Annotated in this window: 12 protein-coding genes; 8 read left to right on the top strand and 4 right to left on the bottom strand. The window is 32.0% G+C overall.

Annotation, left to right across the window (positions count from 1 at the left end; all coding sequences use genetic code 11):
* Window positions 1–501 precede the first annotated feature (501 nt).
* Both HXZ69_RS14155 and HXZ69_RS14160 read right to left on the bottom strand, forming a co-directional pair.
* A complete protein-coding gene (locus HXZ69_RS14155) occupies window positions 502–2,940 on the bottom strand; it encodes a TonB-dependent receptor (RefSeq protein ID WP_286496355.1) in 2,439 nt (812 codons plus the stop codon).
* On the bottom strand, window positions 2,888–4,579 hold the full coding sequence (locus tag HXZ69_RS14160) for a M23 family metallopeptidase (RefSeq protein ID WP_286496356.1): 1,692 nt from the start codon (window positions 4,577–4,579) through the stop codon (window positions 2,888–2,890). Before HXZ69_RS14160 ends, HXZ69_RS14155 begins: the two co-directional genes overlap by 53 nt.
* Window positions 4,580–4,816: 237 nt before the next feature.
* On the opposite strand from HXZ69_RS14160, the gene HXZ69_RS14165 reads away from it, so the two are divergent.
* The 8 genes from HXZ69_RS14165 to HXZ69_RS14200 all read left to right on the top strand — a co-directional run bounded on the left by HXZ69_RS14165 (window position 4,817) and on the right by HXZ69_RS14200 (window position 12,136).
* A complete protein-coding gene (locus HXZ69_RS14165) occupies window positions 4,817–4,951 on the top strand; it encodes a hypothetical protein (RefSeq protein ID WP_286496357.1) in 135 nt (44 codons plus the stop codon).
* A gap of 41 nt (window positions 4,952–4,992) precedes the next feature.
* The gene (locus HXZ69_RS14170; protein ID WP_286496358.1) at window positions 4,993–5,640 is read left to right on the top strand and encodes a hypothetical protein; all 648 of its coding nucleotides are present in this window, start codon (window positions 4,993–4,995) and stop codon (window positions 5,638–5,640) included.
* A 121-nt stretch (window positions 5,641–5,761) separates the two neighbouring features.
* Window positions 5,762–6,106, top strand: a complete 345-nt coding sequence (locus tag HXZ69_RS14175) for a hypothetical protein (RefSeq protein ID WP_019975371.1) — start codon at window positions 5,762–5,764, stop codon at window positions 6,104–6,106.
* Between the two features lie 7 nt (window positions 6,107–6,113).
* Complete coding sequence (locus HXZ69_RS14180; RefSeq protein ID WP_038335658.1) at window positions 6,114–6,404, top strand: cell division protein ZapA; 291 nt, start codon at window positions 6,114–6,116, stop codon at window positions 6,402–6,404.
* A 263-nt stretch (window positions 6,405–6,667) separates the two neighbouring features.
* Complete coding sequence (rny, locus tag HXZ69_RS14185; protein ID WP_371875740.1) at window positions 6,668–8,230, top strand: ribonuclease Y; 1,563 nt, start codon at window positions 6,668–6,670, stop codon at window positions 8,228–8,230.
* A 381-nt stretch (window positions 8,231–8,611) separates the two neighbouring features.
* Window positions 8,612–9,571, top strand: a complete 960-nt coding sequence (locus HXZ69_RS14190) for a ribonucleotide-diphosphate reductase subunit beta (protein WP_038335662.1) — start codon at window positions 8,612–8,614, stop codon at window positions 9,569–9,571.
* Between the two features lie 79 nt (window positions 9,572–9,650).
* Complete coding sequence (locus HXZ69_RS14195; protein WP_115001235.1) at window positions 9,651–11,351, top strand: ribonucleoside-diphosphate reductase subunit alpha; 1,701 nt, start codon at window positions 9,651–9,653, stop codon at window positions 11,349–11,351.
* A 62-nt stretch (window positions 11,352–11,413) separates the two neighbouring features.
* On the top strand, window positions 11,414–12,136 hold the full coding sequence (locus HXZ69_RS14200) for a hypothetical protein (protein ID WP_286496359.1): 723 nt from the start codon (window positions 11,414–11,416) through the stop codon (window positions 12,134–12,136).
* A gap of 60 nt (window positions 12,137–12,196) precedes the next feature.
* Here the strand turns inward: HXZ69_RS14200 and HXZ69_RS14205 are convergent, their stop codons facing one another.
* Together HXZ69_RS14205 and HXZ69_RS14210 are read right to left on the bottom strand one after the other, a co-directional pair.
* The gene (locus tag HXZ69_RS14205) at window positions 12,197–13,039 is read right to left on the bottom strand and encodes a DUF4197 domain-containing protein (RefSeq protein WP_280037648.1); all 843 of its coding nucleotides are present in this window, start codon (window positions 13,037–13,039) and stop codon (window positions 12,197–12,199) included.
* Between the two features lie 55 nt (window positions 13,040–13,094).
* Window positions 13,095–14,681, bottom strand: a complete 1,587-nt coding sequence (locus HXZ69_RS14210) for a peptide chain release factor 3 (RefSeq protein ID WP_038333563.1) — start codon at window positions 14,679–14,681, stop codon at window positions 13,095–13,097.
* Window positions 14,682–14,935 lie beyond the last annotated feature (254 nt).

The following is a 14,935-nucleotide window of genomic DNA, read 5'->3' on the forward strand; positions in this document are numbered from 1 at the left end:
GCTAAAATTACTGCACTTACTGTGGTTCAGTACATTAATAAAACATACTTTAATCGAAATATTAATAAGCTAAAAACTCAAATTATTTAAAATGCACAACGGGTTAGTATACTTTGTTTCTTTTATTATTCTTACTTTTTAAATATAAAATAAATGGAGTTAGTATTCCTGATATAATTGAAATTGGAAATATCCAAAATGGAAGTAAAATCCATAAAAAATAATATTCTAAAGTTTTATAAAAATTGAAAAAAGTAAAACCTTTTAAGTTTTGATTTTCAAAGATTTCATTTAATGATATGAAAAATAGTAAAAATGAAAATAACCAAAATATAAAACTATAAGTCTTTAAATATTTTATTTTACCTATTTTCTTGTTCATGAAAAAAATAGGTGAAATTGAAAAAATAAATATAATTGGAATGATGATGTAACCGATATATTTTTGAAAATCCATTATTAATAAGAATTAATTTATCCTAATATTAATTTTGAATAGTTTTAAAACTTAAAATTAATCTTTCCATTCAAGAAACGTCCTGTCAAATAATTTGGCATTGTGTAAACTGCACTCGAATTTACGTCGCGAATCCATGAATTACTGATTTCGTTTTTAATATCAAACACATTGAAAACATCTACACCAATCGAAATTTCTTTGAAATTACTCCAGAATGTTCCTTTTGATGGTTTCAATTCTTTTTGATTGATCAATTCTTTCACAAAACCAATGTCAACACGTTTGTAATCTGTCAACGTTGTTTGGTATTGGTAAGGATCTGCAAATTGTGGTGCTCCGTTTGGTAAACCAGAAGCATAAATCAAATTTACATTCACTTTGAAAGATGGTAAAAACTCCATATAATCTTGGAAAAATGCAGATAATTTGAAACGAGGATCTGTTGGTAATGGAATATTTCCTCTGTCATCAATATTTTGATAAGCTCGCGCATACGAAGCCGAGAACCAAGAATCTATACCAGGAACAAACTGCCCAAATAAACGCATATCAAGTCCATACGCATAACCTTTGGAGTTGTTATCTGCCGTATAACGAATTCTCACATTGTCTACATAATACGGATTCAAATCATTTAAGATTTTGTAATAAACCTCAGTTGTTAATTTGAACGGACGATCCATCCATTTGAATTCGTAATCGTTTCCAAATATAAAATGAATTGATTGTTGCGATTTTACTTTGTTATTCAAAGAACCATCTAAACGACGAATTTCGCGATAGAAGGGAGGTTGATAATAAATACCTGTCGAAAAACGGAACAACATATCGCTTTCCCAATCTGGTTTAACAGCGATTTGAGCACGAGGCGAAACAGTTGTTTCTTCGTTAAAATCCCAATAAGCTGCACGTACACCAGCGTTGAACATTACTTTCGCATCATTCCACATAAATTTGCTTGTATATTGTGCGTAACCTGAAATACGATTGGTTTTTAAATTATTTTTAGAATTCACATAATAACTTAAATTCAAACCATTTCCTGGATTTGGATTCACAACATATCCTGTCGAATCGATTGCTTGCCATTCACCTAATAAATCACGAATATCTTCTTGTTGAAATTTTGCACCCCACTCAATATCATTGTTTCCATTGATTTTATATTTTCCTTTGTGTTGAATTCCAGCAACCAACGCATCAAAATTATTTCGTGTATGATCGATTTGCGAACCAACATCATTCGTAGAAGTAGCATGGCCTTTTTCGTCTACTTCGGAAATGAAATAAGAACCTTGAATATCAAAATATTCGCGCTCTTTCGAATGATAAGCAAAAAGGTCTAACCCTAAATCTACTTTAGAATTTGGTTGATATGTAAATGATAAACTTCCTGTTTCTGTCGCAAATTTATCATCCTCTTTTCCGTCATAAAAAACAGTTAGCAACAACGGAGTATCCATTGTGTTGATGTACGTATCACGTTTTACAGGAAACATTTCGTAGCGCGAACGTGACATTGTCCCCAAAAATGCAACATTCCATTTATCATTTAATTTATAATTGATATTGGCTTGTACATCGTAATATTCGGGATTGAAATTGGTATCACCTTTTAAGGTATTCAACACTAAATTTCTGTTTTGATAGCGCGCTCCAACAATTGCCGAAAGTTTTTTGTCTTTAGAACCTCCGCCTAATGTCAAACTTCCGCCCATTAAACTTGCTTCTAATTGTCCTTCAAATTTTGTTGGGCGTTTGTAGGTAACATCTAAAACAGAAGACATTTTGTCGCCGTATTTTGCTTCCCAACCACCAGCAGAAAAGTTGATAAATTGCGTCATCGCAGGATTTACAAAACCTAAACCTTCTTGTTCGCCAGAACGAATCAATTGAGGTTTATAAACTTCGATTCCGTTAACGTAAATTAAATTTTCGTCATAATTTCCTCCGCGAACCATATATTGCGAACTTAATTCTGTATTCGAATTTACGAAAGGCAATGTTTTCAATAAATCGGCAACTCCGCCAGTCAAACTTGGTCCTTGTTGCATTTGCGCAGCACTCAAAACGGTACTTTGCAAAGGTTTATTTTTATTGGATTGAAAAGAAATAGTTGCTTCACCTAATTCGATTGCATTGGTTTGATCAGGAACTAATTGAACAAAAATCTCTTTCTTGTTTTTATCTTTTAGCGTAAAAGTTTGTGCAAACGAATGATAACCATTGTTGTTAAAAGTTACGGTAACGGAAGAATTTGATGGAATATCAATTTTGAAATTACCATTTTGATCTGTAAAATAAGATTGATCGTTGACAATAATCTCAGCTTCACTAATTGGAATTCTATTTTCGTCGACAACTTTACCATTAATTTGCGCAGTTTGAGCAAATAAAATTCCACCCAAAAGAGATAAACTTATGGTACTAAGAAATCTTTTTGAATGTTGTAGAGTATGTTGCTGTGTTGTTTTTTTCATCTTTCACGTTTAATTCTAATTGATGGTTGCCAACCGAAATCTGTTCTTTGTTCAAATTAATTGATAATCGTTTAATTTTTTGATCATATTCGGCTAAAACCCACTTACCATCGATATAAGCTTTATAATCTTTTATCCCAGATTGTGCATCATCAATTGTAAATTTGATAATAGCATTAGCTTGAGTAAATTGACTATCTGATTTGATATTTAACGGAGTAATTGTCGGTTTAGTATTGTCAATTAAAATAGAAAAAACACCAAAATCTTTTGGATTTGCAACAAGCTTTCCATTTTTGAGCTCTGTTGTTAAATAATCTTTTTTCCAAGCACCTCTTTTTTGATATTCGCGTACAATAACAGCTTTGTCCAATTGCGCTGTTGGAATGTCAGTAGTCGGTTCTATTGCTAACGTGTAAGTTTGATGAACTGGTATATAATAATCGCCCACCCAATGTTTACCATTCGAGAATTTATAAGCTAAATCAAAATCTTCATAAAAAATATTTTTAGGGAAAAATATTTCGATTCCATCAGATTTGAAATGATTTTCTTTGTTCCACAACATTGGATTTGTTTCAGTAAGTTTTGCAGAATCTACAAATGCTTTTCCATTAACTGTAAAAGATTGCGAAGATAAATTTCCTGCATAATCAGAAACGTCAATTTTTACTTTGTACGATTTTCCTTCTTCAAGCTCTAAAATTCCATTGTTTTTTAGATTTGAATACATTCTGACAGGATTCCCATCTTTCACAAATCCTTGATACACCCAACTATTATTTTTCTGAATATCGCCATAATCGCAAACTGTATTTATAGCTCGAGCTTCATCAAACGAAAAACGATTAGAAGTAAACGTATAAATCGGTTCATCATTCACATAAATATTAATTTGATGAACTCCATTGTTATTTTCTGCTCCATTGTGTTTGTCATAGGCTTTTACACCAAAACCTATTGCGCCAGAGGCAGAAATTGTACCTCCATTTACCACAACAACACGATTGGTTTTTTGATTCACATCGCCATAAATTGGATAAGCATATAGGCCTAAAATAGATGGTTTTCGAGTATCAGGTAAATCAAAACCGAAGTAAAAAGGATTAATTGGTTCTTCTGTTTTGGTATCACGAATTTCGAAATGTAAATGTGGACCTCCAGAACCTCCAGAATTTCCAGAAAGAGCAATCAAATCGCCCATTTTTACAGGAAGTTCGTTTGGTTTTGGATGCAATTCTATCTTAAACGTTTCGTTTGCATATTGTTGTTTGCGCACATATTCTTGCAATTCGGGCGTAAATTCTCTCAAATGGGCATAAACAGAAGTATATCCGTTTGGGTGATCGATATAAAGTGCATTTCCATAACCTGTTGGCGAAATATTAATGCGAGAAATGTAACCGTCTCCAACCGCTTTTACTTTCAGACCTTCTCGTTGTTGAGTTTTGATATCAAGCCCAGCGTGGAAATGATTGGCACGTAATTCTCCAAAATTACCAGCTAAATAATTGGTAATTTCTAAAGGATTTTGGAAGATGTTTTTTGGATATGTTTCAGATTTTGGTTGTTCTGATCGTTGTCCAAAAACAACAGAACTTAGTAATAAGTTTAGGAAAATTGGCTTAATCACTTTCATTTTTTCTTTTCAATAATTAACAAATCAGTTAAAAGTAAATTAAATCTTTTACAAACCTCCTTAATCTTTTGAATTTCTGAAAATTATTTGGAGATAAATTTTTGTAAAATAAAATTAAATAAATGATTATCAATATTTTGTATTTGTAAAATAATAAACAAGTAAAAGAAAAGGATTTTAGTGAATGATTGAGAAATGATGAAAGTAATTTTAAAATCAAACATAAAAAACATCATCATGAGAAAAATTATTTTAGCACTTTTTATAGTTGCTTCTATCGTAAGTTGTAATGAATACAAAGGTTCAGAAAGTAATGCAGAATTGGCTGCTGATGCAAAGAAGAAGTTGCGGTTTCTAATGCTGCAAATTTAGAAGTAGAAGGGAAGGTTTTTAAATCGAATGCGTTGATCGAAATGAAAGTAAAAGATGCGATGAAAGATGCGGTTCAAATCGAAGAAAATGCGATTTCGTTGAATGGATTTGTTTTGAATAGTGAAATGATTAATCAAATTTTAGATTCGGATATAGTTGAATTATCTGAAGAAAGCGTTAAGAAAATAGACAAAATTCAACGTTCTTATTTGATTGAATTGAAAGTTCCGTCAAATAAATTGCGTGAGCATGTCAAATTTGCAGTGGAGAAAGGAATTATTATCGATCATATTTTGATTAATAATGAAGAAATGACCTTTGAGAAATATGAAAATGAGTTGAAAAATGAAAACAATAAAGCAATGAAAATCTCGAAACAAATCGAAAATAAAGTGAATAAAGCGTTGATAAATGATGCTACTTCTTATGCGACTATTGCGTATCAATTATCAGAAGAACCACGAGTTGTAACGAATATTTTACCACAAACTGATTTGAAAGCTTATAGAGAAATCAACTTAGGATATGAGTTAAAACAAAGTTGGAAAGATGGAATGTATTATTTCAAATCAATTTTGATTATTTTCTGTCAATTTCTGCCAACTATTCTTTCGGTATTGTTTTTGTTTTTTAGTATCAAGTATGTTGTGAAAGTAGTGAAGAATAGAGAAACGAAACAAAAAATGTAAGTAAATCTCTATTTGTCAAATGAATAAGAAAAAACTGATAATATTTAGGTTATTGTATTGATTAGAAGTAAAAAAATACTATTTTTGCAATAGAAGCTAGAATAATTGAAATTCTCAGGAGATGGAAAAAATGGTAAAATTTAATGAACTTGAAAACAAAGTTTTAAGTGTTTTAGGCCAACTTGGGAATTATAAAGATATATTGAAGGGCGCTGAAAACTCGATACAAGAATTGGAAAAATTGCAAAATGAAATCAATTCTCTAAAAGAAGAAAATGCCCGATTGAAAAATAAATTGAGAGATTCGCAAGCGAATAACTTAAATTTAAATGAGGAAGTAAAACGATTAAAAGTCGTTAATGCAATGAGCGGAAATCAGGAGTACAAACAAATGATGAAGCAAAGAATGAACAAATTAATAAAAGAAGTCGATACGTGCATCGCTCAAATTAAAACTAATAATTAATAAAAGAATGTCAACTCAACGAATTGAGATAAAAATTGCTTCACGTCATTACCCAATGACGATTAATTCTGACGAGGAAGAAATGTTACTTTCTTGTGCAGAAGAAATAAATGGTATTTTGAAACAATTTGAACAAAAGTACGCTGTTTCTGACAAACAAGACGCGCTTGCAATGGTGACAATTCAGTTAGCTTTACGTGAAGCAAAGCTGAAAAAGCAAGTGAAAGATAACGAAGAAATGACAACAGAGCGCATTTCGAAGTTATTAGAATTGATTGATCAGTCAATCGCAAAATAAGAGAAGTTCTGACAGTTGTGAAACTGTCCACTAAACAATATTCCTACATTAGTTCTAGCTATTTTGGTTAACTCAACACTAGTTTTGTTACCGAGTGAACACCGTTCGGAAAGCGGGCCGCAACCTTTTAGGTTCATTTATTTGACAGCGGATACTTGACTGACGGACTAACTCAAATCCTGTTTACAGGAGTTAACTCAAAACATACTTTACTAATGTAGGTTTTTTTATATATAAACATTACATAATCTATGGACCCAATTATGACAATAATTATTGCAATTGTTACATTAATCATAGGTGCAGCGGTGGGATATTTCTTATCAAAAAAATCAGTTGATAAACAGAATCAAGAACTGATTGACGAAGCAACTCGCAAAGCACAAAATTTGATTAATGATGCTGAGAAAGATGGTGAAGCCATTAAAAAAGAGAAAATTTTTCAAGCCAAAGAAAAATTTTTAGAATTAAAATCTAAACACGAAGAAGTTGTTAATCAACGTGAAAGAAAAGTAGCTGATGCTGAGCTTAAAGTAAAAGAACGTGAAGAGAGAATCAAAACGGACTTAGCAGAAATTCAGAAACAAAAAGATCAGATTAAATCTGAGAAAGGAAATATACAAGCACGTACAGAGAAGCTTAACATTAAGCAAAAAGAAGTGGATACGATGCACAAAAAACAAGTAGAAATCCTTGAGAAAATTTCAAACTATTCTGCTGATGAAGCACGTGCTGAATTGATTGAAGTCTTGAAAGACGAAGCAAGAACGAAAGCACAAGCTCATATCCAAGAAATTATGGAAGAGGCTGAATTGGATGCGAAAAATGAAGCGCGTAAAATTGTGATTTCTTCTATTCAACGAATCGGAACAGAGCAAGCGATAGAGAATGCAGTTTCTGTGTTTAACATTGAATCTGATGAAATCAAAGGACGTATCATTGGTCGTGAAGGACGTAATATTCGTGCAATAGAAGCTGCTACAGGAGTTGAAGTGATTGTTGATGATACGCCAGAAGCGATTATTCTTTCATGTTTTGATCCTGTTCGTCGTGAAATTGCTCGTTTATCTTTGCACCGTTTAGTAACGGATGGGCGTATTCACCCAGCACGTATTGAGGAAGTTGTGGCAAAAACAACAAAACAAATTGAGGATGAAATTATCGAAGTTGGTAAGAAAACAATTTTAGATTTGGGAATTCACGGTTTACACAAAGATTTGGTTCGTATTGTTGGACGAATGAAATATCGTTCTTCTTATGGTCAAAACCTGTTACAACACTCTCGCGAGGTGGCAAATTTGGCAGGAACCTTGGCTGCAGAATTAGGATTAAATCCTAAGTTAGCGAAACGTGCAGGTTTATTACACGATATTGGTAAAGTTCCGGAGCAAGAATCTGAATTGCCTCACGCAATTTTGGGGATGCAATGGGCAGAGAAATATGGAGAACATCCAGACGTAATTAATGCAATTGGAGCTCACCACGATGAAATAGAGATGACTTCTTTAATTTCGCCACTTATACAAGTTGCCGATGCAATTTCTGGTGCTCGTCCAGGGGCTCGTCGTCAAGTTGTGGAATCGTATATGCAACGTCTGAAAGATTTAGAAGCTACGGCTCTTAACTTTGATGGTGTGGAAAAAGCATACGCTATCCAAGCTGGTCGTGAGTTGCGTGTGATTGTAGAAAGTGATAAAGTTGATGACACAAAAGCAGCTGAATTATCGTTCTTAATTTCGGATAAAATTCAAAACGAAATGACTTATCCAGGTCAAGTTCGTGTAACTGTAATTCGTGAAACACGTGCAGTAAATATTGCAAGATAAAATTTAGAATTTAATCATATTCTTTAGGCAAGTCTATAACAAGGCTTGCCTATTTTTTTGTTAAATTATAGAAAATTAATCCAAGTTATAGTTGTTGTTTTGATAAAAATTATTAAATTATAACGAATAAAAATTCAAAAATAATTAATTAATAATCAAATAATTAACAACTTGTTGATAACCTTTTTATTTTTTAAGATTACAAAATTTTTAATTGTAAAATCTTATCTTAATTTTGAAAGAATCGATGAGTAATTGAAACGAAAATGTAACCCTATTGAGGTTCAAATTTCTAAATAAAATAAAAGAACCAACTTCATTTATTTTGATGAAAGAATTCGTTTTTACCAAAGTTTATTAATCTAAAAAGTCCAAAAAACTATGTCTATTTTTGATAAAAGGGTAAATTATAAACCATTTGAATATCCTGAAATTTTAACCTTTACAGAAGCAATCCAAAAAGCATATTGGGTACACGGAGAAGTAGATTTTACTTCAGATATCCAAGACTATCATGCCAATTTAGATGATGCGAAACGCGAAATTCACAAACGTTCTATTTTATCAATTGCGCAAGTAGAGGTAACGGTAAAAGGATTCTGGGGAGATTTGTATCATTATTTTCCAAAGCCAGAATTGAATGGATTAGGTGCTACTTTTGCAGAATGTGAGTTTAGACATAGTGAAGCGTATTCGCGTATTTTGGAGGTAAATGGTTATTTAGATGAGTTTAATGTAGCCTTACAAAATCCAATTTTCAAAAGTTATAATACGTTTGTTGGAGAAATTATGCGTGACGAGAACAAATCAATTGTAGAGAAATTATTGTTCTTTGCATTGGTAATCGAAGATAGTTCGTTATTCTCGAAATTTGCAAATATTTTGGCATTTACACGTTTTGATGGTTTAATGAAAAATACAGCAAACATCATTGCTTGGACATCTACAGATGAGCAAATTCACGCAAATGCTGGGATTTATTTGATTAATAAAATTCGTGAAGAAGGTTTATTACCAGAGGAATTAGATCAAAATTGGGTAGAAACTGCTGTTCGTGGTTATATTGACCAAGAAGAAATGATGTTAGATTGGATTTTCGAGAAAGGAGAATTTGGTTATTACTCAAAAGCAGATTTATTAAACTATATGAAATACCGTATTGATGAAGCAATTGCTAAAATTGGATACAAAAAAATATTTCATATTTCCCAAGAACAGTATAAACCGATGGCTTGGTTTGAGGAAGAAGTTTTTGCGAGTAGTTTAGACGATTTTTTCGCAAAAAGACCAGTAGATTATACTAAACATGACAAAAGTATTTCGGCAGACGATTTATTTTAAACCGCCAAAACTTTTTATCAAAAACACAACTATAAATAAAATTATTTAACAATATCACATCATTATAAATTCTAAAGCTATGGACAATCCAATACCACACGACGACATTCAAAATATATTTTTTGACGGTGAAGCACCAAAATTATGGTGGAAAAACTCTGAATCTGAACAAATTTTGAATAGAGGTTATTTATTGAAAGGGGAAACAGTTGAAGGAGCTATAGATCGTATCACGGCTGCGGCTGCAAAACGTTTATACAAACCAGAATTGCAAGAATCTTTCAAAGAAATGATAGAAAGAGGTTGGATGAGTTTATCATCTCCAATTTGGGCAAATATGGGAACAGAGCGTGGTTTACCAATTTCTTGTTTCAATGTTCATATTCCAGATAGTATTGAAGGAATTACGCATAAATTAGGAGAAGTTATTATGCAAACTAAAATCGGTGGTGGTACTTCTGGTTATTTTGGTGAATTGCGTGAGCGTGGAGCGGCGATTACAGATAACGGAAAGAGTAGTGGTGCTGTTTCGTTTATGGAATTGTTCAATTCTGCGATGAATGTGGTTTCTCAAGGTTCTACACGTCGTGGAGCTTTTGCGGCTTATTTGGATATTGATCATGATGATATCGAAGAATTTTTGAAAATTAAATCGATAGGAAGTTCAATTCAGAATTTATTTTATGGTGTTTGTGTGCCAGATTATTGGATGCAAGAAATGATTGATGGAGATGCGGATAAACGTCAAATTTGGGCGAAAGTTTTAGAATCACGTCAAGAAAAAGGATTACCATATTTATTCTTTACAGATAACGTAAATAAAAATAAACCACAGGTTTACAAAGATTTAGGAATGTCAATTAATGCTTCTAATCTTTGTTCAGAAATTATGTTGCCTTCATCTGCTGATGAATCATTTATTTGTTGTTTATCTTCTATGAACTTAGAGCTATACGATGAATGGAAAGATACTGAGGCAGTACGTTTAGCAATTTTCTTTTTAGATGCAGTTTTACAAGAATTCATCGAAAAAACAGAAGGAAATCATTATTTAGCATCAGCTAATCGTTTTGCAAAACGTCACCGTGCATTAGGTTTAGGTGTATTAGGGTGGCACTCTTACTTACAACGCAACATGATTCCTTTTGAAGGAATGGAAGCGAAATTACGTACAACAGAAATTTTCAAGCATATTCAATCTAAAGCAGATAAAGCTTCGGAAGAATTAGCTCGTATTTATGGTGAACCAGAGGTTTTAAAAGGCTACGGACGTCGTAATACAACAACTTGTGCAATTGCACCAACTACGTCTTCTTCTGCGATTTTAGGACAAACTTCTCCAGGAATTGAGCCGTTTGCTTCAAATTATTACAAAGCAGGTTTATCGAAAGGAAACTTTATGCGTAAGAATAAATATTTGACTAAATTATTACAAGAAAAAGGAATCGATAACGAAGATATTTGGCGCGAAATCATGTTGAATGGTGGCTCTGTGCAACATTTAGAACAATTGACAAAAGAGGAAAAAGATGTGTTCAAAACATTCAAAGAAATTTCTCAATTAGAAATTGTTCAACAAGCAGCGATTCGTCAAAAATATGTAGATCAATCGCAGTCATTAAACCTAAATATTCCACCAGATTTACCTGTGAAAGAAGTTAACCGTTTGATGATCGAAGCTTGGCAATTAGGTGTAAAAACATTGTACTATCAGCGTTCACAATCAGTTTCTAAGGAATTAGTTGCAAACTTAGTTTCTTGTTCTTCTTGTGAAGCTTAATAGGAAATGATATATTTTATTACAAATAGAAAATCCGCTCATTGAGCGGATTTTTAGATTTTATGAATTTTTTAGATTTAGTTATTATTGAACAAAAATTTACTGATTTAAAGTCGTTGAAAAGAACGGCTTTATTAATTAATATTATTGGATGCATTTTAGGTTTGAGTACATTAGTTTTTCAGTTTTTTAATGAAATTTTAATTTATTTATCTTTTGTTTATCCTATTTTTTGCATCATTTTAGTTAGATATTATCGAGGTTTGATCTCAATTGAGCCTGAAATTAGACCAAATCTTCCAACAATTTCTATAGGTTTTATGTTATCTTGTTTTGGATTAATCATTAGAACTGCTATGGATTACAATGTCTTAGATTATAAAAATGTATGGGTTCCTTCGAGTGTTATAGCGTTATTAATCTTAATAATCTATTATTTTAATCAATTTAAAATATTGATTTACAACAAGAAAAATTTTGTTTATAATGTTTTTATCATAATATTAATTGAAGTATTTTCTATTTATTCTGTTATATTCATTAATTGTAAGTATGATCAATCTACTCCTCAAATTTATGAAACTCAGATTTTGAAAAAAATTAAGAAAAATAGTAAAGGAGGTAGTAGTTATTATTTAATAATTGAAGATTGGAACAATACATTTATAGAAAAAGAGATAAAAGTAGATTATAAAAAGTATTACTCAAGTTTTGAAGGAGAAAAGCTTAAAGTAGCAGAAAGACGAGGAAGATTTGATATACCTTGGTCTTATTTTATAGAGTAATTATCATCTAAAAGACTCGTTACAAATTGTAACGAGTTTTTTTGATTGAATAGAAGTATTTTACTTCTTACTATCTTGCGCTCCGAAAACCTGTTGTAACAACGATGTTGTACGCAAAGCTTTATTCCCGCGAATTCCTTCTTCTTTTTCTGCAACCATGTTAAACACACCATTTATTGTTTGTTGTGTTACATAAGCATTCAGGTTTGGATCAATTTGATTTCCAGTTAACGTATTGTATTTTGTAATCAAATTATTCCAAACTTTATCCGCACTAACTTTACCTAAAGACGCTTCCACTTTTGGTTGAAAAGCCTTTGTTAAATCAGATGTTGTTTTTAGTTTTAAATAATTGGTAGCCGAATTATTTCCTCCTAATAAAATATCTTTCGCATCTGTAATTGTCATTGATGTCACAGCGTTTACGAAAATAGGAGCAGCTTCAGAAACAGCATCTTCAGCAGCAGAATTCAATAATTTGATTCCTTTATCCGCCAAACTTCCCATTCCTAAAGAACGCAAAGTTTTTTCTACATTTTGTAATTCTTCTGGCATCAAGATTTTTGCAACTGAATTATTATAAAAACCATTCTTTTGACCCAATGATTTTATTCCGTCCGTTAATCCTAATGACAAAGCTTCTTTCAATCCAGAGGCAACAGTTGCGTTAGATAAACCATTTAACTTTGTTAAGGATTCTGCAGAAATTGTTTTAGATTCTGTTGAACCATTTACAACTTTTATTGAATCAACTTTTACTGTTGAATTATTTTGTGTTGTCGTTTGAGTGTTTACTTTTTCGACTTCTTTTTTTAATGTTCCAAAAATTGATTTCAAATCTTGTGCTTTTGAATTTACTGCAAACGCTGAAATCAATGTTAAACTTAATATGATCTTTTTCATTTAGATTTTTTCTAAAAAATATTTCAGTTGGTTAATTCAATTATCTGACCAAAATTTAAAACTCACTTACAAAATGTAATTTCACTGACGGAAATTTATCTTGCGTCATTTGAATTGTAAAAGCAGAATCTGCTAAAAATACCAATTGATTGAATTTATCTCTTGCTAAATAACGTTGTTTAACACGTTTGAATTCTAAGAATTCTTCTGATTTTTCATCTTCAACTTCTACCCAACACGCTTTGTGAACAGAGAAAGGTTCGTACGTTGCTTTTGCACCATATTCGTGCTCCAAACGATATTGGATAACCTCATATTGCAGTGCACCAACGGTTCCGATAACTTTACGATTATTCATTTCTAATGTAAATAACTGCGCAACACCTTCGTCCATTAATTGATCAATTCCTTTTTCCAATTGTTTTGCTTTCATTGGATCAGCATTGTTGATGTAACGGAAATGTTCTGGGGAGAAAGCTGGAATTCCTTTGAAAGAAAATTTTTCACCTTCTGTCAACGTATCACCAATTCTAAAGTTTCCTGTATCGTGTAAACCAACGATATCACCCGCAAACGATTCATCAACCACTTCTTTTTTATCAGCAAAGAAAGCATTTGGCGCAGCGAATTTCATGTTTTTACCTTGGCGAACGTGGAAATAGTTGGTATTACGTTCAAATTTACCAGAAACGATTTTGATAAAGGCTAAACGGTCGCGGTGTTTCGGATCCATATTCGCATGAATTTTGAACACGAAGCCAGAAAATTTATTTTCATAAGGTTCGACAATTCTCAAATCTGTTTCTTTAGATTGTGGAGTTGGTGCAATATCAACGAAAGCGTCTAACAATTCGCGAACACCAAAATTATTAAGAGCAGAACCGAAAAATACAGGTTGTAAATTTCCGTCCATATATTCTTGCATATCAAATTCTGGATAAACTCCGTCAATTAAATCAATCTCATTACGAAGATTTTCGGCGTAAGTTGTTCCAATTAATGTGTCTAAATCTGGACTTGATAAATCCTCAACTTTCGTTGTTTCAGAAATTTTTTGTTTATTATCTCCAGAAAAAATATTGATGTTTTTCTCCCAAATATTATAAATTCCTTTGAAAGTTGCTCCAATACCAATCGGCCAAGAAAGTGGTGTAACTTGTAAGTCTAGTTTTTGTTCTACTTCGTCCATTAAATCAAACGCATCTTTTCCTTCGCGGTCCATTTTGTTAATGAAAACCAACATCGGAATTTTGCGCATACGACAAACTTCTACCAATTTGATTGTTTGTTCCTCAACCCCTTTTGCAACGTCGATTACCACAATCGCAGAATCTACGGCAGTTAGTGTACGGAAAGTGTCTTCGGCGAAATCCTTGTGACCAGGCGTATCTAAGATATTAATCTTTTTTCCTTTATATTCGAATGCTAAAACTGAAGTAGCAACCGAAATACCACGTTGGCGTTCAATTTCCATAAAATCGGAAGTTGCTCCTTTTTTAATTTTGTTACTTTTTACGGCACCAGCTTCTTGAATTGCGCCTCCAAAAAGTAATAACTTCTCTGTTAAAGTTGTTTTACCAGCATCGGGATGGGCGATAATTCCAAAGGTTTTTCTTTTATTTATTTCTTGTTCTAAAGACATCTTAATCAAATTTTCAGGTTGCAAAGATAGTTTATCTCACGAAAATTAGAAACATTATGGTTGATAGAATATTCTAAAGTAAATTGCGTTATTCTAAAAATAGTTGACGAAAGACGTATGAAAAAGATATTTTACTTTTTATTGTTGATGATTAGTGGGATTGTTTGGGGGCAGCATCTGTAATCTTCCCCTTGTTAAGAACACTTAAAAGTAGAGTTTTTATTTAATATTATTGTATTATTATTTTGATTAAT

The sequence above is a fragment of the Empedobacter sp. R132-2 genome (assembly GCF_030324375.1).
In the GTDB taxonomy this organism is placed as follows: Bacteria; Bacteroidota; Bacteroidia; order Flavobacteriales; family Weeksellaceae; genus Empedobacter; species Empedobacter falsenii_B.

What these genes read in the sequence shown, in the direction of transcription:
- HXZ69_RS14155 (WP_286496355.1), bottom strand. Translation starts at nt 2,940, where the DNA reads ATGAAAAAAACAACACAGCAACATACTCTACAACATTCAAAAAGATTT.
- HXZ69_RS14190 (WP_038335662.1), top strand. Translation starts at nt 8,612, where the DNA reads ATGTCTATTTTTGATAAAAGGGTAAATTATAAACCATTTGAATATCCT.
- HXZ69_RS14205 (WP_280037648.1), bottom strand. Translation starts at nt 13,039, where the DNA reads ATGAAAAAGATCATATTAAGTTTAACATTGATTTCAGCGTTTGCAGTA.
- HXZ69_RS14175 (WP_019975371.1), top strand. Translation starts at nt 5,762, where the DNA reads ATGGAAAAAATGGTAAAATTTAATGAACTTGAAAACAAAGTTTTAAGT.
- HXZ69_RS14170 (WP_286496358.1), top strand. Translation starts at nt 4,993, where the DNA reads ATGAAAGTAAAAGATGCGATGAAAGATGCGGTTCAAATCGAAGAAAAT.
- rny (WP_371875740.1), top strand. Translation starts at nt 6,668, where the DNA reads ATGACAATAATTATTGCAATTGTTACATTAATCATAGGTGCAGCGGTG.
- HXZ69_RS14195 (WP_115001235.1), top strand. Translation starts at nt 9,651, where the DNA reads ATGGACAATCCAATACCACACGACGACATTCAAAATATATTTTTTGAC.
- HXZ69_RS14160 (WP_286496356.1), bottom strand. Translation starts at nt 4,579, where the DNA reads ATGAAAGTGATTAAGCCAATTTTCCTAAACTTATTACTAAGTTCTGTT.
- HXZ69_RS14165 (WP_286496357.1), top strand. Translation starts at nt 4,817, where the DNA reads ATGAGAAAAATTATTTTAGCACTTTTTATAGTTGCTTCTATCGTAAGT.
- HXZ69_RS14210 (WP_038333563.1), bottom strand. Translation starts at nt 14,681, where the DNA reads ATGTCTTTAGAACAAGAAATAAATAAAAGAAAAACCTTTGGAATTATC.
- HXZ69_RS14180 (WP_038335658.1), top strand. Translation starts at nt 6,114, where the DNA reads ATGTCAACTCAACGAATTGAGATAAAAATTGCTTCACGTCATTACCCA.
- HXZ69_RS14200 (WP_286496359.1), top strand. Translation starts at nt 11,414, where the DNA reads ATGAATTTTTTAGATTTAGTTATTATTGAACAAAAATTTACTGATTTA.